Annotated in this window: 20 protein-coding genes, 1 tRNA gene, 1 other RNA gene, 1 pseudogene and 1 riboswitch; of the genes and pseudogenes, 8 read left to right on the forward strand and 15 right to left on the reverse strand. The window is 74.2% G+C overall.

The features are described 5' to 3' along the window. Nucleotides 1–131 precede the first annotated feature (131 nt). Nucleotides 132–2255, forward strand: a complete 2124-nt coding sequence (locus tag GKE82_RS06330; RefSeq protein ID WP_154732726.1) for an MMPL family transporter — start codon at nucleotides 132–134, stop codon at nucleotides 2253–2255. A gap of 44 nt (nucleotides 2256–2299) precedes the next feature. After that, nucleotides 2300–2953: a hypothetical protein gene (locus tag GKE82_RS06335; RefSeq protein WP_154732727.1), complete on the forward strand. Its 654-nt coding sequence runs from the start codon at nucleotides 2300–2302 to the stop codon at nucleotides 2951–2953. 60 nt (nucleotides 2954–3013) lie between these two features. On the opposite strand, the gene glnA is transcribed toward GKE82_RS06335, so the two are convergent. The 11 genes and pseudogenes from glnA to GKE82_RS06385 all read right to left on the reverse strand — a co-directional run bounded on the left by glnA (nucleotide 3014) and on the right by GKE82_RS06385 (nucleotide 15075). Beyond that, nucleotides 3014–4351, reverse strand: a complete 1338-nt coding sequence (gene glnA / locus GKE82_RS06340) for a type I glutamate--ammonia ligase (protein WP_154732728.1) — start codon at nucleotides 4349–4351, stop codon at nucleotides 3014–3016. Between the two features lie 69 nt (nucleotides 4352–4420). Beyond that, the gene (locus GKE82_RS06345) at nucleotides 4421–4765 is read right to left on the reverse strand and encodes a helix-turn-helix domain-containing protein (RefSeq protein WP_107570706.1); all 345 of its coding nucleotides are present in this window, start codon (nucleotides 4763–4765) and stop codon (nucleotides 4421–4423) included. A 40-nt stretch (nucleotides 4766–4805) separates the two neighbouring features. Beyond that, on the reverse strand, nucleotides 4806–5357 hold the full coding sequence (locus GKE82_RS06350) for a carboxymuconolactone decarboxylase family protein (protein ID WP_230316105.1): 552 nt from the start codon (nucleotides 5355–5357) through the stop codon (nucleotides 4806–4808). Nucleotides 5358–5585: 228 nt separating this feature from the next. Further along, nucleotides 5586–6122 (reverse strand): hypothetical protein, encoded by a 537-nt coding sequence (locus GKE82_RS06355; protein WP_146175451.1) that lies wholly within the window; start codon nucleotides 6120–6122, stop codon nucleotides 5586–5588. A gap of 7 nt (nucleotides 6123–6129) precedes the next feature. Further along, a riboswitch (cyclic di-AMP (ydaO/yuaA leader) is annotated at nucleotides 6130–6265 on the reverse strand. 121 nt (nucleotides 6266–6386) lie between these two features. Then, nucleotides 6387–6878 carry a cytochrome c gene (locus GKE82_RS30585; RefSeq protein ID WP_107570709.1) on the reverse strand — a complete coding sequence of 164 codons (492 nt, stop codon included), beginning with the start codon at nucleotides 6876–6878 and terminating at the stop codon, nucleotides 6387–6389. 34 nt (nucleotides 6879–6912) lie between these two features. Then, nucleotides 6913–8526 carry an OB-fold nucleic acid binding domain-containing protein gene (locus GKE82_RS27960; protein ID WP_230316106.1) on the reverse strand — a complete coding sequence of 538 codons (1614 nt, stop codon included), beginning with the start codon at nucleotides 8524–8526 and terminating at the stop codon, nucleotides 6913–6915. Nucleotides 8527–8747: 221 nt separating this feature from the next. Then, nucleotides 8748–10376 (reverse strand): annotated as a pseudogene (locus GKE82_RS27965) (PHP domain-containing protein); the annotation flags it as partial. 13 nt (nucleotides 10377–10389) lie between these two features. Next, a complete protein-coding gene (locus GKE82_RS06370) occupies nucleotides 10390–11670 on the reverse strand; it encodes a hypothetical protein (protein WP_154732729.1) in 1281 nt (426 codons plus the stop codon). An 85-nt stretch (nucleotides 11671–11755) separates the two neighbouring features. Beyond that, nucleotides 11756–12013: a hypothetical protein gene (locus GKE82_RS06375; protein ID WP_107570712.1), complete on the reverse strand. Its 258-nt coding sequence runs from the start codon at nucleotides 12011–12013 to the stop codon at nucleotides 11756–11758. Next, nucleotides 12010–13251, reverse strand: coding sequence for a hypothetical protein (locus tag GKE82_RS06380; RefSeq protein WP_196189083.1), 1242 nt, complete (start codon nucleotides 13249–13251; stop codon nucleotides 12010–12012). The genes GKE82_RS06375 and GKE82_RS06380 overlap by 4 nt, the downstream gene beginning before the upstream one ends. Nucleotides 13252–13302: 51 nt before the next feature. Next, nucleotides 13303–15075 (reverse strand): LLM class flavin-dependent oxidoreductase, encoded by a 1773-nt coding sequence (locus GKE82_RS06385; protein WP_154732731.1) that lies wholly within the window; start codon nucleotides 15073–15075, stop codon nucleotides 13303–13305. A 93-nt stretch (nucleotides 15076–15168) separates the two neighbouring features. Between GKE82_RS06385 and GKE82_RS06390 the strand changes: the two genes are divergently transcribed. Continuing rightward, nucleotides 15169–17547: a penicillin acylase family protein gene (locus GKE82_RS06390; RefSeq protein ID WP_154732732.1), complete on the forward strand. Its 2379-nt coding sequence runs from the start codon at nucleotides 15169–15171 to the stop codon at nucleotides 17545–17547. Between the two features lie 34 nt (nucleotides 17548–17581). On the opposite strand, the gene rnpB is transcribed toward GKE82_RS06390, so the two are convergent. Both rnpB and GKE82_RS06400 read right to left on the reverse strand, forming a co-directional pair. Beyond that, nucleotides 17582–17924, reverse strand: an RNA gene (rnpB, locus tag GKE82_RS06395) — RNase P RNA component class A. Between the two features lie 83 nt (nucleotides 17925–18007). After that, nucleotides 18008–19756, reverse strand: a complete 1749-nt coding sequence (locus tag GKE82_RS06400; protein WP_154732733.1) for a hypothetical protein — start codon at nucleotides 19754–19756, stop codon at nucleotides 18008–18010. Between the two features lie 143 nt (nucleotides 19757–19899). Between GKE82_RS06400 and GKE82_RS06405 the strand changes: the two genes are divergently transcribed. Continuing rightward, entirely contained in the window at nucleotides 19900–20295 is a 396-nt protein-coding gene (locus tag GKE82_RS06405) for a DUF3307 domain-containing protein (RefSeq protein ID WP_107570717.1), read from the forward strand. A 17-nt stretch (nucleotides 20296–20312) separates the two neighbouring features. Here GKE82_RS06405 and GKE82_RS06410 read toward each other — a convergent pair whose 3' ends face one another. After that, a complete protein-coding gene (locus GKE82_RS06410) occupies nucleotides 20313–20537 on the reverse strand; it encodes a hypothetical protein (RefSeq protein WP_107570718.1) in 225 nt (74 codons plus the stop codon). Between the two features lie 2 nt (nucleotides 20538–20539). Next, the gene (gene lexA, locus GKE82_RS06415; protein ID WP_107570719.1) at nucleotides 20540–21181 is read right to left on the reverse strand and encodes a transcriptional repressor LexA; all 642 of its coding nucleotides are present in this window, start codon (nucleotides 21179–21181) and stop codon (nucleotides 20540–20542) included. Nucleotides 21182–21338: 157 nt separating this feature from the next. On the opposite strand from lexA, the gene GKE82_RS06420 reads away from it, so the two are divergent. The 4 genes from GKE82_RS06420 (at nucleotide 21339) to GKE82_RS06435 (ending at nucleotide 24325) form a co-directional block, all read left to right on the forward strand. After that, nucleotides 21339–21422 (forward strand) — tRNA-Leu (locus GKE82_RS06420). 248 nt (nucleotides 21423–21670) lie between these two features. Next, nucleotides 21671–22024: a MarR family winged helix-turn-helix transcriptional regulator gene (locus GKE82_RS06425; RefSeq protein WP_196189084.1), complete on the forward strand. Its 354-nt coding sequence runs from the start codon at nucleotides 21671–21673 to the stop codon at nucleotides 22022–22024. A gap of 38 nt (nucleotides 22025–22062) precedes the next feature. Then, nucleotides 22063–23562, forward strand: a complete 1500-nt coding sequence (locus GKE82_RS06430; protein ID WP_255450670.1) for an MFS transporter — start codon at nucleotides 22063–22065, stop codon at nucleotides 23560–23562. A gap of 31 nt (nucleotides 23563–23593) precedes the next feature. Continuing rightward, complete coding sequence (locus GKE82_RS06435) at nucleotides 23594–24325, forward strand: ribonucleotide reductase (RefSeq protein WP_154732736.1); 732 nt, start codon at nucleotides 23594–23596, stop codon at nucleotides 24323–24325. Nucleotides 24326–24329: the final 4 nt, after the last annotated feature.

A 24329-nucleotide genomic window follows, 5' to 3' on the forward strand; every position in this document is an offset into this window, starting at 1 on the left:
CCCCGGCTGGCGCGTGCACGCTCGCGGCGGGAGGATCCCGACGCGCCACGACCCCGTAACCGGACGAACGCGTCCGGCCCGTAGACTGGCGCGCCACCGCCACCCGCCCCACCCGTCCTGGACGTGACCCGATGACCCGCTTCCTCGCCTTCCCCGCCGGCCGCCGCTCCAAGTGGGTCGTGCTCGCCACCTGGATCGTGATCCTCGGCGCCGTCATGGGCACCGGCCTGCCCGGCAAGTTCGCCGACGCGGAGAAGAACGAGTCGACGTCGTTCCTCCCGGGCGACGCGGAGTCGACCACGGCGCTGAAGGCCGTCGAGTCGCTGCAGGACGGCGAGCAGGCGCCCACGGTCATCGTGTACCGCCGCGCCGACGGACTGACCGCGCAGGACAAGGCGACGATCGTCTCCGACGTCGAGAAGCTCAACGCCCTGAAGTTCCGCAACACGACGCCGTTCGGCAACCCCACGGGCCCGGACGCGCGCGAGCCGTTCCAGCTCTCCCAGGACGGGACCACGGCGCTGATCGCCAACTCGATCGAGGGCGACGGGGAGTCCGACACGCTGATCGACCCGGTCGACGCCTACCGGGAGCTCGTCAGCGACGAGCAGGCGCGCGACCGTCCCGACGGCCTGCAGGTCAAGGTCACCGGCCCGGCGGGCATCTCCGCGGACGCGATCAAGGTCTTCGAGAACATCAACGGCACGCTCCTGGGCGCCGCGGTGCTGCTCGTGCTGATCCTGCTGATCATCATCTACCGCAGCCCGATCTTCTGGTTCTTCCCGCTGTTCAGCGTGATCGTCGCCGAGATCGTCTCGCGCGGGCTCGGCTACGGGGTCAGCGAGCTCGGCGTCACGATCAACGGCCAGTCGTCGTCGATCACCTCGATCCTCGTGCTCGGCGCCGGCACCGACTACGCGCTGCTGCTCGTGTCCCGCTACCGCGAGGAGCTCCGGCGACACGAGGACAAGCACGAGGCGATGGCGCTCGCCCTGAAGTCCGCGGGCCCCGCGATCATCGCGTCCGCCGCGACCGTCTCGATCGCGCTGTTCGCGCTGATCCTCGCGAAGGTCAACGGCACCGCCGGCCTCGGCCCGCTCGGCGCGCTCGGCGTGCTCACCGCGATGCTCGTGCAGCTGACCTTCCTCCCCGCCCTGCTCGTGGCGGTCGGCCGCAAGCCGTTCTGGCCGCGCGTCCCGCGATTCGGGGACGAGGGCGCCGACGCCACGCACGGCTCGTGGCGCCGGCTCGGCGAGCGCATCGAGCGCAACCCGCGCCGCATCTGGATCGGGACCGCCGCGATCCTGGCGCTGTTCTGCCTCGGGCTGCTGAACTTCTCGACCGGCCTGACGCAGGGCAACAGCTTCCGCGACGACGTCGAGGCGATCGCCGGCCAGAAGCTCGTCGAGCAGGGCTTCCCCGCCGGGCAGAGCGCGCCGACGGACATCGTCGTCCGGGACCCGGCGAAGGTCGATGCGGTCATCGCGTCGGTCTCGAAGGCCCCCGGGGTCGCCGCGGTCCGCCCGACCCCGTTCTCCGGGGAGCAGGGCACGCTGCTGGCCGCGTTCCTCGAGGACGACCCGTACTCCACGACGGCGTTCGACCGCATCGACGGCATCCGGGCCGCCGCCCGGGCGGGCGACCCGCAGGCGGTGGTGGGCGGTCCGACCGCGGTCGAGAAGGACCTGCGCGACGCGAGCGCCGACGACACCACGCTGCTGATCCCGTTGACGCTCGTGATCGTCTTCCTGATCCTGCTCGTGCTGCTGCGTGCCGTCACCGCGACGCTGCTGCTGATGGGGACCGTGCTGCTGAGCTTCGGGGCCGCGCTCGGCGTCGCATCGATCGTGTTCGACGTCGCGTTCGGGTTCCCCGGCTCGGACCCGAGCTTCCCCCTGTTCGCGTTCATCTTCCTCGTCGCGCTGGGGGTCGACTACAACATCTTCCTGATGGCCCGCGTGCGGGAGGAGACGCTCACGCACGGGACGCGGGACGGCATGCTGCGCGGCCTGGCCGTCACGGGCGGCGTGATCACGAGCGCGGGCGTCGTGCTCGCGGGCACGTTCGCGGTGCTCGCCGTGCTGCCGCTCGTGTTCCTCACCGAGATCGGCTTCACGATCGCGTTCGGCGTGCTGCTCGACACGTTCATCGTGCGGTCGATCCTCGTGCCGGCACTCGTCCTGGACGTCGGACCGAAGGTGTGGTGGCCGTCGGCGCTGGCGCGCGGCGGCGACGGAGGCGGCGCGCCTCACTGATTTCTCATGGTTCAACCGGCACGCGAAAGGCTAGAAGGCGCTCCATGACCTCTCGTTCCCTCCTGGCGGTCGGTGCCGCCGCAGCCGCCGGACTCGGCATGGCGGGCCCGGCCAGCGCCGCCGTCATCGCGACGGACCGTCCGTGCTACGTCGAGAACCAGCCGATGCTGATCGGCGGCCAGCAGTTCGCGCCGAACTCCAACTACACGGTGAAGACCGACCAGCTGTTCGCCTTCGGCAACGCCGACGCGGCCGGCAACTGGCTCTCGAACACCGAGACCGCGCCGATCGTCGTCAAGCGCACGACCGTGCCGCAGCCGTTCACGCTGACCGCGACGCAGGACGGCGTCGAGGTCGCCACCGCGCAGTTCAACGTCGTGAACCTGCTGGTGACGCTCGCGTCGACCCGTGGCCGCCCGACCGGCCGCACCACCTGGCGCGTCTCCGGCTTCACGCCGGGGCAGAGCGTCTACGTCCACGTCCGCCGCGGCGGCAAGACGCTGCGCAACGTCCGGCTCGGCCGCGCGGACGCGCCCTGCGGTCGCCTGACGACCAAGCAGCGCCGCCTGCCGGGCATCAGCTCGCGCACGCTGCGCCGCGGCACGTACGACCTGTACGTCGACAACAAGCGCACGTTCAGCCGCAGCACGCGGCCGCAGTACCGCTCCAGCGTGACGGTCTTCACCGTCTTCCGCTAGGCCTCCCGCCGTGGTGCGGGCCCGCTCCGTGCGGGCCCGCCGCGGGGCCGTCCCCGGCGCTCAGAGCACCGGCAGGTAGCGGTCGAGCTCCCACTGCGTGACCTGCACGCGGTAGTCCTCCCACTCCTGGCGCTTGATCTCGATGTAGCGGTTGAACATGTGCTCGCCGAGCGTGCGGAGCACGAGTTCGGACTCGGCGGTCAGCTCGATCGCCTCGCCCAGCGTCTCGGGGAGCTGCTCGATCCCGAGCCGGCGGCGGTCGTCGGGCGACAGGTGGTAGAGGTTCTTCTCCATCGGCTCGGGCAGCTCGTAGCCCTTCTCGATGCCCTCGAGACCTGCGTGCAGCAGCGCCGCGAACGTCAGGTACGGGTTGCACGCCGGGTCCGGGCAGCGCAGCTCCATCCGCGTCGCCTGCTCCTTGCCCGGGTGGTAGAGCGGCACGCGCACGAGCGCGGAGCGGTTGCGCCGCGACCACGCGACGTACACCGGCGCCTCGTAGCCCGGGACGAGCCGCTTGTAGGAGTTCACCCACTGGGCGAAGATCGAGCTGAGCTCGCGCGCGTGGCGCAGCTGGCCGGCGATGAACGCCTTGCCGATGTCCGAGAGGAAGTACGGGTCGTCGGCGTCGAAGAACGCGTTGCGGCCGTCCTTGAACAGCGACATGTGCGTGTGCATGCCGGAGCCGTTCTCGGCGAACAGCGGCTTGGGCATGAAGGTCGCGTGCCACCCGTACTTCATGGCGTACTCCTTCACGGTGATGCGGTACGTCATGCAGTCGTCCGCCATCTTCAGCGCGTCCGCGTAGCGCATGTCGATCTCGTGCTGCGAGGGCCCGACCTCGTGGTGGGAGTACTCGACCTTGATGCCGAGCTGCTCGAGCGCCAGGGAGGTCTCGCGGCGCACGTCGGAGCCCGCGTCGAGCGTCGTGAGGTCGAAGTAGCCGCCCTCGTCGAGGACCTCGGTGCCGTTCTTGTCCTTGAACAGGAAGTACTCGAGCTCGGGCCCGACGTTGAACGTCTCGAAGCCCATCGCGTTGGCGCGGTCGACGGCGCGGCGCAGGACGTGGCGCGGGTCGCCCTCGTAGGGCGTGCGCTCGGGGGTCTGCACGTCGCAGAACATGCGGGCGACGCCCTGCTCCTCCGGCCGCCAGGGCAGGATCGAGAAGGTCGTGGCGTCGGGCATGGCGATCATGTCCGACTCCTCGATGGCGTTGAAGCCGGTGATCGAGGAGCCGTCGAAGCCCATCCCGCCCTCGAAGGCGTCGTCGAGCTCCTCGGAGTTGATGGAGAACGACTTCAGCTGTCCGAGGATGTCGGTGAACCAGAGGCGGATGAAGCGGATGCGGTGCTCCTGGACGAGCGCCTTCACATCCTCACGGGTCTTGGGCTGGTCGGGCATAGAGGTCCACCCTAGCCGGTCATCGGCCGCCGTTCGGTCGAGGATCCCTTGTACGCGGTGGCGGGTCCGTCAGGCGAGCCAGTCGCGCGCCCAGGCCTTCAGGGCGACGACCGTCGGCTCGAGCGAGCGACCCATCGCGGTGAGCTCGTAGAAGACCTGGATCGGCGGTCCCGGCTCCACGTGGCGGGCGACGAGGCCGCGCTGCTCGAGCTCCTTCAGGCGCTCGCTGAGCAGGCGGTCGGAGAGCTGCGGGACCGCGTGCGAGAGCTCCTTGAACCGCAGGCGAGCGTCGTGGCGCAGGAGCACCTCGAGGATCGCCCCGGTCCAGCGGCGCCCGATGAACTCGACCGCCTCGTGGTAGTGCGGGCAGCAGGCCGCCGCGTCGGCCCGGTCGGTCGGGGACTCTCCGGGCATGGCACGCGGCGGCGGGTGCTGCGAGGGCCGGGGGCGGCCGCTAGGCGGCGCGCAGCGTCCGGGTGTTCTCCGTGGAGCCGTCGACCGGCACGTCGCCGGCGACGTTGATCATCGCGGTGAAGGACTCCATCGAGACGAACGCGATCGCCTCGAGCAGCTGCTCGTCGGACCAGCCGTCCTCACGCGCCTCCTCGTGGAGGTGCATCGGCGGCTTCTGGCGGTCGACGACGAGGACCCGGGCGTAGTCGAGCAGCTTCTGCTGGTGCTCGTCCTTGGACTTCCACTCGCGCGCCAGCGCGACCTCGTCGAGCCCCAGGCCGGCCTGGCGTGCGGTGCGCGAGTGCATCGCGATGCCGGGCGCGGAGCCGTAGTGCTCGGCGACGGCGAGCGCGAGCCGCTCGAGCGTGCCGATCGGGAGCGTGCCGTGCCGGAGCTCCTGGCGCAGCCGCGCGTACCCGCGCAGCGCCGCGGGGGAGCCCGCGAGGACGCCGAGGAAGTTCGGGAGCTGCCCTGCCGTCGAGAGCGCGCCCTTGAGGATCGGCATCGAGCCTTCCGGTGCCGTGAGGTCGTCGTGGATCTGGAACCTGCTCATCGCTGTCTTCATGTGCGGCCTTTGGGGAGAGGCGGGTCGGGTCCTGCTTGTGCTGCTCGTCACGTCTTTAGCTTCACTTTATGAAGCCGCTTACGTGTCGTAAGTGTACCCCCAGAACGTTGCTTGCGCAAGGATCTGTGGCTCCACGCACGAGTACCCGCCGAAGCGGGCACGTACGCACAGATGAAGAGCTGGCGCGGACGCGGTCACCCGCGTCCGGGACGGGGACTAGGCCCCGCCGCTGAGCGCCGCGATGAGGATCAGCAGGAAGCCGAGACCCACGGCCCAGAGCGCGATGCGGTCCGGGCGCGACATCGCCTGGTCGACCGGACTGCGCGTGGCGCGCCGGCGCGGCTCGACCTCGCGCAGCCGCGGCGTCGCGGGGAGCAGCTCGGGGCGACCGGTGATCGCCACGGTGCGGCGGTCCTCCCCGTCGGGACCGGGAGCCCGACGCGGCTCGTCCCACAGCAGCTCGGTCTCGTCCCGCTCGCGCGTGGGCTGACGCGGGGCGTCGCCCTCGACGATCACGGTGCGCTGCACGGCCCGGGTGCGGTGGACGGGATGCTCGCCGGTCACCGTGCGACGGGTGTCGTGCTCGGCGGGCTGGTGACGGGGCGCGGCCGCGGCCGGGCGGTCCCCGGTGATGCGACGGCGCTGGCGGACGGTGAAGTCGAGATCGTCGCCGGCGGTCCAGTCGTCGATCTGCCGACCCTTCGTCGGGAGCAGATCCTCGGAACCCCAGTCGACCACTGCGCGCTGCGACATGCGTTCGGTGTCCTCTTTCGTCGGCCTACGGGGTTAGCTGACGGGCTCGCGCTGAAAGATGCGCTACGCCGGGATCGGCGACTCGCCCCACATCCTGGGTCCCCCGCTCCCCGGGCAGTCCGGGGATTGAGCGGTTTCGAACTGCCGGGCATCGTAGCAGGCCCGAAAAGGCCTGCATGTGCAAGAAATCTTGCATGCCCGGCGACGCTATCCGACGGGTCGGACGTGATGTCCGAGGGCGCCGTCGCGGGGCGCCCGGGTCGCTCAGCGACCGGCGACCGCCGCGATGTAGTCGGCCACGTCCTCGGCGTCCTCGCCGTCGACGAGCCCGGACGGCATCTGGCCGAGACCACGCGCGCGCCCCATCTGGATCGCGTTGAGCGTGAGCTCCTTCGGCGGGCGGAGCTGGTCGAGGTTCGGCCCGACGCGACCGACCGCGTTGGACGCGCTCAGCGAGTGGCAGGTCGAGCAGAGCTGCGCGAAGACCTCGCGGCCGTTCTTCTGGGCGGAGGTCAGCTCGACGCCGCCCTTCGCCTCCTTCTTGTCGTTGTTGCCGACCATCGCGACCGCCGGGATCGCGATGCCGAACAGCGCGATGACGATCGTGATGGCGAGCCCACTGCCGCGGTTGGCGGAGTTGCTCTGGCGGTGCAGGAGCTTCTCCCGGGCCTTGCCGGGACCCCCACTCATGGCGACCAGGACGACGGCCCCGGCGACGACGACGAACGCGATGATGAGAGCAGCGGTAGCGACCACGGCCGGAAAGATATAGATCGGGACGGCAGACGTGTCAGCGGCGGCGCCCCTGCGCGAAGCTCATGACCGGCGGGGCGACCGCACGGAACCCCGAGGCGGCCCCGTCGGTGCCGGTGGCCGCCGGCTGCTGCTCGCCGGCGCGGCGGGCGAGCTCGCGCTCGTCCAGCGACGAGAAGTCGTGCACCTCGGCCAGCGAGCGGATCTCCGCGAGCGGCCGGTCGTCGGGCGCCTCCAGCGGCACGAGCCGCCGGACGAGCACGTTGATGCCGCCGCCCGCGGCCGGATGGCGCTCGAGCACGCCCTCGGCGATGACGAGCGGCTCGGTCCGCACGATCAGGCGATGCTGCTCGTAGACCGCGGCCGGCACCACGAGGTTGACGGTGCCGCCCTCGTCCTCCAGCAGCATGAACACGATGCCGCTGGCGGTCCCGGGCCGCTGGCGGGCGACGACCAGGCCCCCCACGCGGACCGACCGGCCGTGGCGCAGCCCGGCGAGGGCGGCGCTGGACACAGCACCCCGCCGGTCGAGCTCGTCGCGCAGCAGGCCGATCGGGTGGGCGGCGGTCGTCAGGCCCGTCGTGGCGTAGTCGGCGATCATCGCGTCCCACGCCCGCAGGCCGGGCAGGTCCGGGGCGTCGGGGGCGTCCAGCGGCAGCGCGAGCTGGGTGCCGTCCCGGCCGTGCGCGCGCCCGGGCGCCACGATGCCGAACCGCCACAACGCGGCGCGTCGGCGGTGGCCGGGTGAGGCCACCTCGGTGCGCAGGAGCGCGTCACAGGCGCCCGACCAGGCGAGCTGCTCGAGCGCCGGGCGGCCCGCACCGGCCCGCGAGGCGAGGTCCCCGGTTGACCGGAACGGTCCCGCGGACTCGCGGGCGGCCACGATCTCCGCGACGTCGTCGGCGCGGACCCCGAGCACGTAGCCGAGCCCGATCCGCACGGCCGCGACCTGCGCACCGTCCTGTTCGGGCTCGCGGCCCTCGAGCGCGCGACGGGCCGCGTCCCGGTCGAGGTCGACGACCGTGCAGCCGACGGCGCTGGCGTTGACGTCGGGCGGGAGCACCGGGATGCCGCGGCGCTGCGCCTCGTGGACGAGCGCGTCGGGCGGGTAGAAGCCCATCGGCTGCTCGTCGAGCAGGGCGCAGAGGAACTCGGGCGCATGGTGGACCCGCAGCCAGGTCGACTGGTAGGCCAGCAGGCCGAACGCCGCCCCGTGCGCCTTGGGGAAGCCGAAGCCGGAGAACCCGACGATCATGTCGTAGACCCGCTGGGCGGCCGCCTCGTCCACCCCGTGCTCGCGCATCGCGCCCTGCACGAACCGCTCGTGGTACGCGCGGATCGCCGCCTCCGAGCGCTTGCGGCTCATCGCCCGGCGCAGCCCCTCCGCTTCGCCGGGCGTGAAGCCCGCGAACGCCATCGCGACCTCGATCACCTGGTCCTGGAAGATGATCGTGCCGAGCGTGTCCTTCAGGACCGGCTCCAGCGACGGATGCTCGTAGGGGATCGGGTAGTCGGGGTCGACGCGCCGCCGCTGCCGCCGCTCGATGTACGGGTTGACCGCGCCGCCCTGGATCGGTCCGGGACGGACGATCGCGACCTGGATCGTGAGGTCGTCGAGCGTCGCGGGACGGGTGCGCAGCAGCGACGCCATCTGCGCGCGGCTCTCGATCTGGAAGACCCCGGTGGTCTCCCCCGCTGGATCGCCCCGTAGGTCTCGGGGTCGTCGAACGGGATCCGCGAGAGGTCGACGGTGATCCCGTGCCGGTCGGCGATGTGGTCGACGCAGCGCTCGACCGCCGAGAGCATCCCGAGCCCGAGCAGGTCGATCTTCAGGAAGCCCGCGTCGGCGCAGGAGTCCTTGTCCCACATGACCATCTGGCGCCCCTCCATCGCGGCGGGCACCACCGGGCAGCAGTCGACGAGCGGCCGGGTCGCGACGATCATGCCGCCGGAGTGCTGGCTCAGGTGCCGGGGCAGGCCGTAGGCCTCGTGGGCGAGCTCCACCAGCCAGCGCCAGCGGCCCGGGGCGCCGTCGGCCCCCTCCGCCATGCGCTCCTCGCCGATCACCTGGCCGACGTCGCGCTCGACGTTGCCGATCCCCCAGCCCTCCGCCGAGCGCGCAACCCGCTCGATCTCCCCCGGCGGCAGGCCGAGCGCCTTGCCGATCTCGCGGATCGCCCCGCGCGCGCGGTAGGTCGGGAAGGCGGCGACCAGCGCGGAGTGGCGGTGCCCGTAGCGCTCGTGGATCCGCGGGATGAGCCGGGCGCGCACGTCGCGCGGGAAGTCGAGGTCGATGTCGGGCAGCGACGTGATCTCCTCGTTGAGGAAGCGGCCGAGGAACAGCTCGTTCTTCACCGGGTCGATGTGGGAGAGGCCGGTGAGGTGACACACGATCGAGCTGACGCTCGACCCGCGACCGCGCCCCGGCGGCAGCAGCGCCCGCGCGGACGCCGGACCACGGACCTCCAGCGCGACCTCCTGGGCGAGCTCGAGCAGCTCGTGGTGCAGCAGGAAGAAGCCGGAGAGGCCCAGCCGGTCGATCAGGCCGAGCTCCTCCTCCAGGCGGGCGGCCGCCCGCTCGCGCAGCGCCCGGTCGGCGGGCGGGTAGCGCTCGTCGAAGCGCGCGTGGCAGACCGCGGCGAGCCGGCGACGGGCGTCGCGGTCGTCGGAGCCGGGGTAGCGGTAGCCGAGGTCCTGGGTGAGGTCGAAGCGCAGCTCGTCGGCCAGCCGCACGGTCTCGGCGACCGCCTCCGGGTGGTCGGCGAAGCGGCGCGCCATCGCCTGCGGCGAGGCCAGCACGTGCGTGTGGTTGCCACGGCGCACGGGCTCGGAGGCGTCGAGCGTCGCGTGCTCGCGGATGGCCACGAACACGTCCTGCAGGCGCGCGCGCTCGCGCGTGTGCGCGTGCACGTCACCGGTGGCGACGCAGCGCAGCTCGAGCCGGCGGGCGAGCGACTCGAGCCCGCGGTTGCGCGCGCGGTCGTGGCGGGCGAACGGCCGCTGGAGCTCGACACGCAGCCCCTCCGGGCCGAACGCCTCCCGCAGGGTGCGCAGCGTCGGCTCGTCCCGGACCCCGTGGCGCGCGCAGCCGCTCAGGCACACGAGCCCCTCGGCGTGGTCCAGGACGTCCTGCAGCGTGGCGGCGGGTGGGCGCGCGATGCGCCGGTCGGCACCGGCGCCCTCCCGCGTGTGCGCGTGCGCGCGGGTGAGGAGGTGGCAGAGGCTGCGCCAGCCGCGGGCGTCGCGGACGAGAAGGGTCAGGTGCCGCCCGTCGTCGAGCGAGATCTCCGCCCCGTGCAGGGCCCGCAGCCCCAGCGACTTCGCGGCCTGCGCGAACTCCATCGAGCCGGAGACCGTGTCGTGGTCGGTGAGCGCGACCGCCTCGTAGCCGCGCTCCAGCGCGGCCACCACGAGCTCCTCGGGCTGCGACGTGCCGTCGAGGAAGGAGAAGCCCGAGTGGGCGTGGAGCTCGACGTACGACACGAACACATGTTCGCACACCGGCCGGACGGGGTCAGCGCGTGAGACAGTCGGCCCGCTCCCGCCAGATGCCCCCCGGTCCCCGGGTCAGCGCCCCGACGAGCGTCGACGTGTGGGTCGACGTCTCGTAGCCCGCGCCGAACTTGAGGCCGGCCGCGAGGGTGCCGCCGCCCCCGTCGGACTCCTCGTCGGTGGTGTAGGAGCGCAGGTGCTTCGTGCCGTGGCGGTCGAGCCGCTCGCGCAGGGCGGCGGCGACCGGGACGCGGTCCGATCCGGGGCTGACGCCGTTGAACGGCCCGACCACCCCGCGGATGAACGCCATCGCGGCCCGCAGGTTCGCCGGGTCGGTGAGGTCGAGGTGCTCCTCGACCTCGTAGCGCTGCCCGATCTCGCTCGGGAGCCCCAGCCGCCCGGCGACCTCGGCGACCCCCGGCGGCAGGCTCGCGCTCCCGCGGATCTCGTCGGTCTCGATGATCATGAGGTCGACGGGCCGGCCGCGCTCGTCGACCTCGATCGCCCAGACGTGCCCCGCCTCGCGGGCGACGTCGCCGCCGTAGCTGCCGTCCGGCCGGGTGATCGACAGGGACGCCCCGAGCCGCTGCGCGCGCCGCAGGTAGTGGGTGACGTGCCCGGTGCGCCGGTCGCGCCGCGCGCCGTCGAAGTCCTCGGGGCGGAACTCGAGCTCCGCCGAGTCCTGCCCGAGCTCGGCGGACGCCCCGACGCTGAGCGACCAGCCCCGTTCGTCGAACGTGATGTCGGGGTCGCGGGCGGAGGAGTCGTGCAGGACCTCGGGCAGCAGCGCCGCCTTGACCCCCGACGCCCGGTCGACGAGGCGCTTGGCCTCCGCGGCGGAGTCGACCGTCCAGGTCCGCCCCTTGCGCAGGTGCGCGAGCGCCGCCGCGCGCAGCTCGCCGTCGATCGCGATGCCGGTCTTCGGGATCCGCAGCGAGCCGCCCAGCCCGCCCTCCAGCCCGGGGTCCCACCCGTCGACGATCGTCACGTCGAAGCGCCCGTCGGAACGCTCCTCGACGATCGCGAGCTGGTCCTTGCCGATCCGCACGAGGGCGAGGCTGACCGAGCCCGACAGGCGCTTCTCGCGCGCGTCGACCACGCACGGCGTGCGGTCGCGGTAGCAGTCGCCGCCGGTGACGATGCACAGCGCCCGCGCCATCTGGGTGGTGACGGAGACCGCGATCGCACGCCCGTGCGCGGTCGCGACCCCGACCGCGAGGACGAGACCGGCGGCCACGACGGCGAGGACGGTGAGGTAGTCCAGGGAGGCCTGGCCGGTGTCGTCGCGGAGCGGGAGGGGCATCGGCCCACCGTGCCGCGGCGCGGGTCACGGCGAAAGACGCAGCTGTGCCGATTGCGCATCGGATCCGTGCCGATTCCCGTCACGGTCACCGCTGGCGCCACCAGCGGCCGTCGTGGAGGTCGCGGAAGACGACGAGGTCCCGCCCGCAGGCGGTCACGACCTCCCAGTAGCGCCGACGCAGCGGCGTCGTCGTCCACCAGCGGTCCTCCACCAGCCAGGACTCGCGCACCGCCTCGACCGCGCGACCGTCGATGCGCTGGGGTCGGCCGGTCGCCCGGTCGGCCTGCACCCGGGCCGCGACCGGCGCGCCGAGCCGCCGGGCGCTGCGCCCCGTGGCGCTCATACCTCGAAGGGGGTCAGGACCGCGCGGCGCTCGGGCACGCGCGAGTCCGGGTCGACGGTGAGGACCCGCAGCGCCGCGTCCGGTCCGGCCGCCGCGCGCGCCTGCCGGACCGCCTCGCGCAGGCGCGCGGCGCGGGCCGCGCGGGCGTCGTCGAACAGCGCGGTGTCGGGGGCGGCGGCGGGCCCGAAGCGCTCGACCGAGAGCCGCACCGACTCCGCCGGGGCGGGCAACGTCGCAAGCCGCCCGGTGAGCACGAGCAGCATCCGCCGCGGATCGGCGAGCGGCTCGCGGAAGACGACCCGCGAGCGCCAGGTGCCGCCCTCGACCAGGCGGGCCCCGAGCACCACCGCGCGCAGCGCCCGGCCGCGCCGCTCACGCCGGGCGAGCAGCCGGTCGACGAGCAGCTCCAGCGCGCGGCCGAGCTGCGCACCCGACGCGGCCTCGGGCAGGTCGAGCGTCTCCTGGAGCTCCTCGCCCGCGGTCCGCGGACGCAGCGGGGTGTCGACCCCGACCGCGAGCTCCCGGGCACGCAGCCCCGGAGGGCCGAAGCGGTCGGCCAGCGACGCGCGGGGCAGCGCCGCGACCTGCCCGAGGGTCGTGATCCCCAGCCGCTCGAGCGGCTCGACGAGCCCGGCGCACGCCGGGTCGCGGCGCAGCAGGGCGACGGGCGCGGCCACCAGGTCCTCCGCGCCCGCGACGATCTCCGCCCGGCGCGACCGCGCGCGCACCGCCCCCGCGACCGCGCAGAACCGCGACGGGCCGGCCCCGATGCGGGCCGGGCGGCCGACCGCCGCGCGCGTCGCGGCGACGACGCCGTCCAGCCAGCCCGGTGGCTGCCGGCGCCCCGCGAGGCGCCCGCGCAGCCGGGCCGCCGGGTCCTCCCGGCCGTCACCCCCGTGGAGCCGGCGCAGCGCGGCCCCGTCGAAGCAGACGAGCTCCGGCGCCTGCACCTCGACCGCGGCACCGACGTCCTCCAACGCGGCGAGCGCCGCCTCCCAGGCGTCGGCCACCCCGAGCGGATCGGGCGGCACGAGCGCGAGCCCGGGACACCGCGAGAGCGCCTCCCCCAGGCGCATGCCCGGATGGATGCCGAAGACCTCGGCGGCCGCGGAGACCTCCCCGACCTGCTGCTCGCGGCCAGGCTCGGGCGCCAGGGCGGCGGGCCCCTCCAGCAGGGCGGCGCGCCCGCCGACGGCGACGGTGAGCTCCAGGCGGGGCAGCAGGACGGCGACGATCATGGGAACACATGTTCGCATGATCGTCGGACGGCAGCGCGCCGTCCGACGGGGTCAGACCTCGCCGAACATCTCCCCCAGCCGGGTCGCGACCGCGAAGTCCCCCTCGAGGTCCAGCCGCCCGGTCAGCAGCGCCTTGCCCGGGTCGAGCTCGCCCGCCGCGAGCCGCACGAAGTCGGCGAGACCGAGCTTGATCGTCACCGCGGGATCGGGGCGGGCGTCGCGGTGCGCGGTGGCACCGTCGAGCCGGCAGCTGACCGTCCACGTCCGCACGACCCCGTCGGCGCCGCGCAGCTCGTAGCGCAGGTCGCCGGTGAAGCCCGCCGCCGCGTCGGGCTCGAAGCGCGCGGCCATCGTGGCGAACACCGCGGCGAGCCCCCGGGCCGAGCCGATCGTGCGCTCCAGGCGACGATCGTCGCTGCGGCGCACGAAGGTCCGGAACGCCTGCGCGCCGCGCGCCTGCGCGATCGCGCGGAGCACCTGCACGCCGGCCGCCCCCCGCCCGGCCGCGGCCGCCCCCGACCCGGCCGCGTCGCCCGCGGCACCGGGCGCGGCCGGGCCGGCGTCGCCGCCCGGCCCCTCGGCGACCGGACCGTCGTCCATCGGGCCGAACGCGTACCCGGGGTCCAGCGGCGGGGCCGGGCGACGCCGCGCGAGCGCCGCGTCGCGCTCGGCCGCCGTCAGCCCGTCCGCCGGGGCGGGATCGGCGGCGAAGGCCGGGAGCACCTCGGCGGCGAGCAGCTCCAGCGAGGCGACCGCGTGCTCGTGGGCGGTGCGGCCGCCGTCGAGCACGAGCACGAGCTCGTCCACGCCCGCGTCCGCGTAGCGCCGGGCGAGCTCGACCACCTGCCCGGGCGTCCCGACCGCCCCCCGCAGGGAGGCGCGCCCGTCGCGCAGCAGCTTCACCGGCAGCGGCGCGCCGTCGGCCACGACGATCGAGCGGGCGAAGCCGACGTCCTCGCGGTGCCGGGAGAACGCGTCCCACACGTCGGTGCTGCCGGGGCGGTGGTCGCCGAAGGTCTCGTAGTGCTCGCGCGCGTACGCGTGGAAGTGGGCGCCGTCGATCCCGCGGTCGATCGCGGTCCGCTCGTCGGCGTGGACGTGGGCGGGCAGGACGACCGCGAACCCCGCCGTGATCGCGGCACCCGCCGGGACGCACCGCTCCGACCGCAGCACCGCCCGGTGCTCCGCGACCCACTCGGCGGCCTCCTCGGGCTCCGGGAGCCACTGGGCGAGGACCCCGAGGCCGAGCTCGCCGGCCACGCGCACGTCCTCCGGGCGGGCGCAGGCCATCCACAGCCCCGGATGCGGGCTCCGGGACCCGGCGGGCACCAGGGCTCGCGGCGGCATCCGCACGTGGCGCCCGTCGGCGCCGGTGAACGGCTCCGGGGCCAGCAGCCGCGCGGTCGTGCGCAGCTGCTCGACCCAGTCGGGCGTGGCGGTCGCGCGGTCGACCCCGAAGCCCCCGACCTCGGCGCCGACCGTCGCGGGCGTGGCGGCGAGGTCCACGCGACCGTCGCCGAGCGCCTCGAGCGTCGCGAGCCCGGCGGCCAGGACGGCCGGATGGCGGATCGACGAGGCCAGCGTCACCGGCCCCCAGCCGAGCCGCAGCCGCGCGGTCCGCTGCGCGGCGGCCCCGAGCACCGCGAGCGCCCCGGCCCCGTGGGAGCGCTCCTCCTGGAAGTGGTGCTCGGCCACCCAGACGCGGTGCAGGCCGAGCCGGTCGGCCAGCGCGATCCGGTCGAGGCCCTCGCGCAGCAGGCGTCCCTCGTCCCCGGGGGTCCAGGGACGGGGCAGCGGGTGCTCGTGCAGGAGGCCGAAGCGCATGGCGGCGATGCTACGGCCCGCCCCGCGCGGGCGGTGTCCACCGTGTGAAGCGGCACGACGGCACCGACGGCCGTTGCCTGTACGCTCGCGTTCATGGGACGAGGGAGCAGGGGTCGCGCCGCGCTCGCGGCGACCGTCACGGTGCTGGCGTCGGGCCTGGCGGCGAGCGCCGCCCCCGCCGGCGTACTGCAGGCCGAGGGCGTGCTGCCCCCGGGGCAGAGCGGGTTCGTGTCGCTGGCGGGTCTGACGAGCGGGACGGGATCGCCGCACCTCTACGACCAGAACCAGATGTACATCGACTTCCGGCGCAAGCCGCTGCTGTTCCAGATCGACCGGCCGGTCGGCGCCGTGGAGACCCCGCGGCCCGGGGTGACGATCGCGCGGGACGCGGCCGGCGTGCCCGCGGTGCGCGCGGGCAACGAGGCGGACGCGTGGTTCGGCGCCGGGTACGCGATCGCCCAGGACCGGCTGTTCCAGCTCGAGGCGTTCCGCCACGCGACGAAGGGCCGCCTGGCGGAGCTGACCGGCTCCGGGGCGCTCGCGGACGACCTCGTGTCGCGGCGCGACTACTACACCGAGTCCGAGCGGCAGCGGATGTACGAGCGGCTCAGCCCGCGGCTCAAGACGCGCATCCTCGCCTACCGCGACGGCATCAACGCCTGGATCGACCGCGTGCGGCTCTCCCCCGCGGACCTCCCCGCGGAGTACGTGGCGACCGCGACGCTCCCGACCCCGTGGACCGTCGACGACTCGATCGCCGTCGGCATCTTCCTCGCCCGCACGGTCCCGTCCGGGGACGGCAACGAGCTCGCCAACCTCCGCACCGTGCAGCAGTCGGGGGTCCGGGCCCTGCAGCAGCTGCTGCCGCTGCGCACGACCGGCCGCCGACCGACGATCCCGGCCGCCGACGCCGACTTCTCGCAGGGCCGCGCGCGCACCGCCCGCGAGGAGCGCGACGCGCTCAGGCGGTCGGCCGCGTTCGCGCAGACCCTTCCCCGTCCGAGCGCCGCGGCGGCCGCCGCCCCCGCCCGCAAGGCGGGCCTCGCGCCCGGCCGGATCGGGCGCACGGGCGGCTCGTACATGTTCGCCGTGCGCCGCAAGGACGGGCACGCGTTCCTCTTCAACGGGCCGCAGCTGGGCTTCTCGACCCCTGAGCTGTTCGTCGAGGTCGAGGTGCACTGGCCGGGCCACGACCTGCGCGGCGTCACCGCCCCGGGCATCCCCGTGATCGGGATCGGCCACAACGGCAAGGTCGCCTGGGGCTTCACGTCCGGGCTCAGCGACGAGGACGACCTGTACGCCGAGAAGCTCGTGCCGGGCAAGCCCGAGACGTACATCTACAAGGGCCAGGAGCGGCAGATGGAGTGCCGCGACGAGACCTTCCAGTTCAAGAACCTCGCGGCCGCGGTGCTCGGCGGCGGGCTGCCGGAGGCCGGGCAGCGGACCGAGCGGATCTGCCGGACGGTCCACGGGCCGGTCCAGCACCGCGAGGGCGACGTCGCCTACGCGCGCCGCTACGCGATCTGGATGCGGGACGTCGAGACGCTCGAGGGGATCGTCGCGCTCAACGACGCGGCGTCGATCCACGACGTCGACCGCGCGATGAACCTCGTGACGTGGAACGAGAACGTCATGGCCGCGGACTCCCAGGGGAACATCGGCTACTGGCACCCGGGCCTGTTCCAGCAGCGCCCGAAGGGCTGGGACGACCGGCTGCCCTACCCGGGGACCGGGGAGGCGGAGTGGCCCGGCCTCGTCGACCGCACGAGGACGCCGCGGGTGATCAACCCGAAGCAGGGCTGGCTGGCGAACTGGAACAACGTGCCGACCCGCAGCTGGACCAACGGCGACGGCGAGTCCCCCGAGCGCGTCAGCGGCGCCTTCCACCGCGGCTCGTTCCTCATGGATCTCGTGCGGCGCCTGCACCGCGCCCCGGACTTCGAGGCCGCGAAGGCGACCGTGCAGCGCGCGGGCAGCACCGCGCAGCAGCGGGTGCTCGCGGTGACGCGCACGCGGCTGCGTGCCGCGGCGCGCGGCGCGACCGGTGACGCGAAGGTCGTGCTCGACACGATCCTGCGCTGGGACGGCGACTACGTGCGCACCGACGCCCGCGGAACGATCGACCCGGGCGTGGCGACCTGGCTGGAGCTCAAGCGCCGCGCGGCGGCGATCGCGCTCGGCCGCCTCGGCGACGGCGTGAAGCGGTTCGACGGCACGCCGAGCCGCAGCCACGAGTACGACATCTCCCCGGGCGCCGCGTACGCGCTGCGGACGCTGAAGCCCGCCGAGCTGCGGACCGCCGCGGCGGCCGCGCACGCCGCGCTGGCCGAGCGGTTCGGCACCGCGGACGCGTCGGCGTGGCGGGACCCGCGCAAGCTCTACGACGTCGGCGCCCAGGGCGCCGGCTCGGCCCCGGACCTGCCGTTCTTCGACCGCGGCACCTGGGAGCAGGTGATCGAGCTCGGGCCGTAGCCGCACATAGGAAAGCCCCGCCGGAGCGGGGCCTTCCCGTAGCACGTCGATAAGCCGGATTCTGTCGTTGAGCAACCATCCATCTGTGCGACCTACCTGGACCTCGGCGGGCAGCCTGCGAGCGGTCCTGCTCGGTCTTGCATCCGGTGGGGTTTGCCTGGCCGCCGTGTCACCACGGCGCCGGTGCGCTCTTACCGCACCATTTCACCCTTGCCTGTGCGCCCCGCGCGGACGCGCGACGCCATCGGCGGTGTGTTTCTGTGGCACTGTCCCGCGGGTTTCCCCGGGTCGGCTTCCCGACCACCGCGCCCTGTGATGTCCGGACTTTCCTCGACGGTGAAGCGGGGCGTCCGCCGACCGGACGGTCGGCTCGCTGCCCCCGACGCACCTCCGCGGTTGCCTGACGTGCACGCGGCACGGTAGCGCTCGCGGGGCGCCGACGCGACGCCGCACGGCCGGCTCAGCGCACCCGCACGGTCAGCGGCCGGGCCGCGCGGCGGTTCTGCGCCGCGTCGCGGGCGACGACCCCCAGGACCAGCACGCCGGGCCGGGCGAGCGCGCGGCGCATCGGCGCGCTGAGCCGGCGGCGCTGGAGTCCGGCCCGGCCCGGGAACCGCATGGTGCCGACGCGCCGCAGCCGCCGTCCGTCGCGGCGGGCCAGCGTCACGGTGACCGTCGCGGGCTCGCTGAGGCGCAGCACGAGGGTGCCGCCGCGCGCGCCACGCCCGCGGCCGCGCAGCAGCCGCAGGCCGGCGATCCGCGGGGCGACCCGGTCGACGGACGCGGTGGCGGGGAGCTCGCCGCCGACCGGGTCCTGCGAGGCGGGCCCGTAGCCGGTGAAGACCTCCTTGCGGGGGTCGAGGTGGCTCGTCCCCTGGCCGCGCTCGAGCGTCTCGACGCGACGCCCGACCACCCGGATCAGGGCGTAGGAGCTGTTGTCGGTCTCGTCGCTCTCGCGGGTGACGTCACCCTTGTCGACGGTGGTCCGCACGACGTAGCGGCCGTCGCCGTTGCCGCGCCACTCGACGAACTGCCCGGGCCGCTGCCAGCGGTAGACGTCCCCCCAGCCGCGGGTCAGCGCGAAGGTCCCGTCGCTCGGGGAGAAGCAGGAGCCGGTGGCGGAGTCGCCCTCGCTGAAGGTGCCGGTCGGGTCCTGCGCGAACCGGCGCCACTCGCCGAACAGCTGGTCGGCCGGGCAGAAGCCCGACTTCGTGCCGGCCCCGGCCGGGGTCAGGGTGGTGCCGTCCGCCTCGACGCGCAGCAGCTCGTAGGTGAGGATGCCCTCGTCGTGGAAGTGCGCGTGGGTGGTGTGGAAGGAGTGGTGGCCGGCGGGCCGCGTCGAGGTGCTGCCGTCGGCGTGGTAGATCGTCTGGCTCGCCGGGCCGCGGAGGGTCGCGGGCTCGACGACCCCGTCGGCGAGGTCGCGAGCGAGGAAGAAGCGCTTGACGAACGGCCCCTCGCCGACGTTGATCGGGCCGCTGGTCAGCCGCAGGCAGTCGTGCGCGCCCTGCCCGCCGAGCGCGACGGGCGCCAGCTCGTCCGGCGCGCAGGAGACCGGCTCGGCGCCGAGCACGGACACGGGCGGGTTCACCGTGTCCGGCGGGTACAGGCCGTTGGCGGGGTTCAGCGGGGCGGTGAACGTGAACTCGTAGGGCGGGACCGCCTTGAGGTTCGGGAGCAGCTCGCGCTTGGGGTCGGCGGGGACGGTCGGGGCCGCTTCGAGCTTGGCCCGCAGCCGGAAGAACGCGGCGCTGACCTGCTCCGGCACGACCCGCACGACGTAGCGGCCGGCCGGCGGCCGGGCGAGGAACGCCTCGCCGTTGAACTGGTTGCGGGCGGTACCGGTCGCGACGGTCCGCCCGCCGGCGTCGAGCACCTGGACGGCGAAGGCGTCCTCGCGCGAGGGCGTGTCGATCGCGACCCGCAGCCGGTGGCCGCCGGCGGGCAGCTCGAGCGTCCACCGCGGGCACGGCACGGTCAGGTCGCAGAGGTCGGGGGCGGCGACGGAGCCCGCCGCGATCTGGCCGCCGAACCAGAAGCGGTGCTCGCCGACCGCGAGCCGCATCGGGCCCTCGGGGGTCGCCTGCTCCTCGACGTACGCGCGCGCGGCGAGCGTCGTCGTGGCGACCGTGCCGTCGTGGGCGGCGGCGGTGCCGGGCAGGGCCGCGGCGAGCAGCAGGAGGCCGCCGAACGTGGTGCGTGCGCGCATGGGAGCGCCAACGCGCGCGGGCCGCGGCTCGTGCTCGACCGCGTGCAGCAAGCGCACCGACCGCCGGTCCAGGCGCGTCCGGCACTGTGGTCTTCGGCACACCGTGGCGCGTCGACCCCGGCCGGACGGGTACGGTCGCGGGGATGGTCTGGTCGGAGGTCTTCCTCGTGCTCGTCGTCTGCCACTGCGCCGGCGACTTCCTGCTGCAGACGGAGTTCCAGGCCACGCGCAAGCCGGGCGGCCTGGGCCGCGATCCGGTGGCGCGCCGCGCGCTGCTCACCCACATCGCGACCTACGCCCTGCCGATGGTGGCCGCGCTGGTCTGGGTCGGCACGGAGACCGACGCCCTGCACGTCGCGCTCGTCGGCGTGCTCGTCCTCGGCACGCATCTGGTGCAGGACGACGGGCGACTGCTCGTGCGGTGGGTGGCGCGGGTGAAGAAGACCTCGACGCCGTTCGGCTCGCCGCTGTGGATGGCGATCGACCAGAGCTTCCACCTGGTCTGGCTGTTCGCCGCGGCGCTCGCCGCCGCGGCGTGAGCGCGGGCGGCGTCCGCTCAGCTGACCGTCGTGTCGCAGTCGGCGCAGCGGCCGCCGGCGACGACGCCGATCTCGGCCCCGTACCGGGGCCGCAGCGCCCCGGCGCAGACCGGGCAGGAGACGGTGCGGTGGGCGACCAGGCCCTCCCAGGCGTCGACGAGGAGCTCGTCGAGCGACTGGACGCCCACCGCGGGCGTCTCCGGCAGGGTGGTGAGCGTGTCGAAGCTCAGGGTGGAGTACATGGTCAGACGCTCCGGAAGAGACCGACGACCCGGCCCATGACCTTGACATCCTTGCTGCGGATCGGCTCCATCGTGCGGTTCTCCGGCTGGAGACGCACGTGGTCGGGCTCGCGGAAGAACCGCTTGACCGTCGCCTCCTCGCCGACGAGCGCGACGACGATCTCGCCGTCGTTGGCGGTCTCCTGCGGGCGGACGACGACGAAGTCGCCCTCGAGGATGCCCGCGTCGATCATCGACTCCCCGCGGACCTTCAGGACGTACTCGCCCTGCTCGCCGCCGGCGGCCGCCGGGACGTTGACGTACTCCTCGATGTTCTCCTCGGCGAGGATCGGCTGACCGGCGGCGACGGAGCCGACGACCGGCAGGCCGGGCCGCACGAGGCTCTTGACGTTGTCGACCGCCTCCTGCACCGACTCGCCGACGCGCTCGCCCACGCGGTCGAGCAGCTCGATCGCGCGCGGCTTGGACGGGTCGCGGCGCAGCAGCCCGAGCTTCTCGAGGTTCGCCAGGTGGGCGTGGACCGTCGAGGACGAGGCCAGGCCGACGGCCTTGCCGATGTCGCGGACCGTGGGCGGGTACCCGTACTTCGCCGAGTAGCGCTTGATGAAGTCGAAGATCTCCTGCTGGCGCTTGGTGAGGTCCATGCGAGGGGCTCCTTGGCCTGATGTCACTGCGTCGAACACGTGTTCGCACCGTAGCGCGCGCTCCCGACGGAATCAACCCGGGTGCAGGCGGAACCCTGCACACCCCGGCGACACGACGCGGCCGCGCGGCCTCTGGCATACTGCGCGACCCCCACCCGCGCCGGTGGCGGAATTGGTAGACGCGCCAGCTTGAGGGGCTGGTGATCGCAAGATCGTGGAGGTTCGAGTCCTCTCCGGCGCACTGGGACGAGCCCCGGGTCCATCTGGTCCGGGGCTCTCGTTGTTCCGGGACGCCCCGGGCCGCCTGTACCCTCCGTGCATGGGCACGGCCACCACGGACACCGACGTCGGCGCCGACGTGGACGACGCCGGCCGCCCCGGCTGCCTCGTCTCCGACCTCGGCTGGCTGCTCTCGCAGGCGCACTTTGCGCTCGCCCACCAGCTGGCCGTCGCGATGCGCGACGTGGGGATCTCCCCCGCGCGCTGCACGTGCTGCAGACCGCCCGCGCGCGCGAGTGGAACCAGAGCGAGCTCGCCGAGGCGGTCGGGCTCGACAAGACCACGATGGTCTCGACGATGGACGAGCTCGAGCAGCTCGGGCTCGCCGAGCGCCGGCCCGCGGCGCACGACCGGCGCGCCCGCGTGATCGCCGTGACCGCGGAGGGGGCCCGCACCGCGGACCGGGCCCGGCGGGTCGTCGAGGAGACCCAGGCCGCCGTGCTCGCGGAGCTCGACGAGTCCCAGCGCCGCGCGTTCCTCGACGGGCTGTCGCAGCTCGTGCGCACGACGCTCGCCGAGCCGGCGGGCTGCACCCCGCTGCGCCGCCGCCAGCCGCGCGCGTAACCGGTCGTTCACAACGAAATCATTCCGTACGGAACCATTTGCTACGGTTCCGCGCATGCTCTCCCCCTCCCCCGCTCCCGCCGCGGAGCGCTCTCCGCTGGATCGCGCTCGTGATCCTCTGCACCGGGATGCTCATGATCATCCTCGACGGCACCGTCGTGAACGTCGCGCTCCCCGCCGTCCAGGACGATCTCGGCTTCACGAACTCGAGCCTCGCCTGGGTCGTCAACGCCTACCTCATCACCTTCGGTGGCCTGCTCCTCCTCGCCGGCCGCCTCGGCGACCTGCTCGGCCGCCGCCGCGTCTTCCTCGCCGGCCTCGTCGTCTTCACCGTCGCCTCCGCCCTGTGCGGGCTGGCGCAGTCGCAGGGCGTGCTGATCGGCGCCCGGCTGCTGCAGGGCGTCGGCGGCGCGCTGACCTCCTCGGTCATCCTCGGGATGATCATCACGATGTTCCCGGAGCCCCGCGAGCAGGCGAAGGCGATCGGCGTCTTCAGCTTCGTCGCGTCCGCCGGCGCGTCGCTCGGCCTCCTCGTCGGCGGCGTCCTGACCGACGCCCTCAGCTGGCACTGGATCTTCTTCATCAACCTGCCGATCGGCGTCGCCACCGCGCTCCTCGCGCTGCGCTACGTCGCCGACGACGCCGGGCAGGGCCTGCGGGCCGGGGCCGACGTCCCCGGCTCCGTCCTCATCACCGCCGCGCTCATGCTCGGCGTCTTCACGATCGTCGAGGTCGAGGGCAACGGCTGGGGCTCGACGCAGACGATCGGCCTCGGCGCCGTCGCGCTGGCGCTCCTCGCCGGCTTCGTCGCGCGCCAGCACACCGCCCGCCAGCCGCTCATGCCGCTGCGGATCCTCCGCTCGCGCAACGTCTCCGGCGCCAACGCGATCCAGGTGCTGCTCGTCGCCGGGATGTTCGGGATGTTCTTCCTCGGGACGCTCTACCTCGAGCGGGTCCTGGGCTACGACGAGCTCGAGATCGGGCTGGCGTTCCTCCCCGTCAGCCTCGGCATCGGCCTGCTGTCGCTCGGCTTCAGCGAGCAGCTGATCATGCGGGTCGGCGCACGGCCCACGCTCCTCACCGGGCTGCTGCTCGTGCTCGGCGGCCTGCTGCTGTTCGCGCGCGTGCCGGTCGACGGCCGCTACGCGACCGACGTGCTGCCCTCGGCGCTCCTGTTCGGCGTCGGCGCGGGCATGGCGTTCCCGGCGATGATGACGCTCGCGATGTCCGCCGCAACCCCGCAGGACGCCGGCCTCACGTCCGGGCTCGTGAACACCACGCAGCAGGTCGGCGCCGCGCTCGGGCTGTCGCTGCTGGCGACCTTCTCCGCCACCCGCACCGAGGACCTCGTCGCCCGCGGCGCCGCCGAGGCGACCGCCCTGACGGAGGGGTACCAGCTCGGCTTCACGATCGCCGCCGGGCTCGTGGTCGCCGCGATCGCGCTCGCCGTGGTCGTGCTCGAGCGCGTCCCCGCCCCCGCGCACGACCCGGCGCAGGAGGACGTGGCCGAGCCCGCCGCGCGCGTGCTCGTCGGCTGACCCGGCCGGGCCGCCGGTAGCCTGCGGGCCGATGCTCGCGGGCTACCAGCACCTCCTGTTCGCCGGCCGGCGGCTGCAGTGGGACGAGGCGGCGATCGACCTCGCCCCGGACGCCCGGGCGGTCGCCGACCTGCCGACCGCCGTGCGGGCGCGGCTCGACCGCCTCGTGGCCGGCTTCTGCGTCGCGGAGACGGCCGTCGCGCAGCACCTCGACCCGTACGTCGCGCGGTCGGCGGCGGTCGATCCCGACGCCCACGCGTGCTTCGCGCTCCAGCAGGGCGACGAGCGGCGGCACGCGCGGTTCTTCGCCCGGGTGGCCGACGAGGTGCTCGGACTCCCGGCGGACCGTCGCGCGCTCGCCGGTCCCGCGATCGTCGGCCTGTTCGAGGACGACCTGCCGCGCCGGGCGGCCGCGCTCGCCGCCGACGCGGACGCGTTCGGGGCGGCCGTCGGCCTCTACCACCTGGTGCTCGAGGGCATCGTCTTCGCGATCGGCCAGGACGCGCTGCTGGACGAGCTCGACGCGCTGGGCGGCGCCCTGCCGGGGACCCGTGCGGGGGTCGCGCGCGTCCAGGGGGACGAGCGCTGGCACGTCGGTCTCGGCGTCCTGCACCTGCGCACCCTCGGCGCGCCCGTCGACGTGACCGAGCCCGCGCGCCGCGCCGCGGCCGCGTGGGGCCCGGGGATCGCGACCGTCGCGCGCGTCGACCGCGTCCTGCGCGCGCACGCACGGCGGGTCGGCTTCGTCCCCGCCGCGGCCTGAGGCG

Origin of the sequence: Conexibacter sp. W3-3-2 (genome assembly GCF_009707605.1) — a bacterium.
Lineage (GTDB): Bacteria > Actinomycetota > Thermoleophilia > Solirubrobacterales > Solirubrobacteraceae > Paraconexibacter > Paraconexibacter algicola.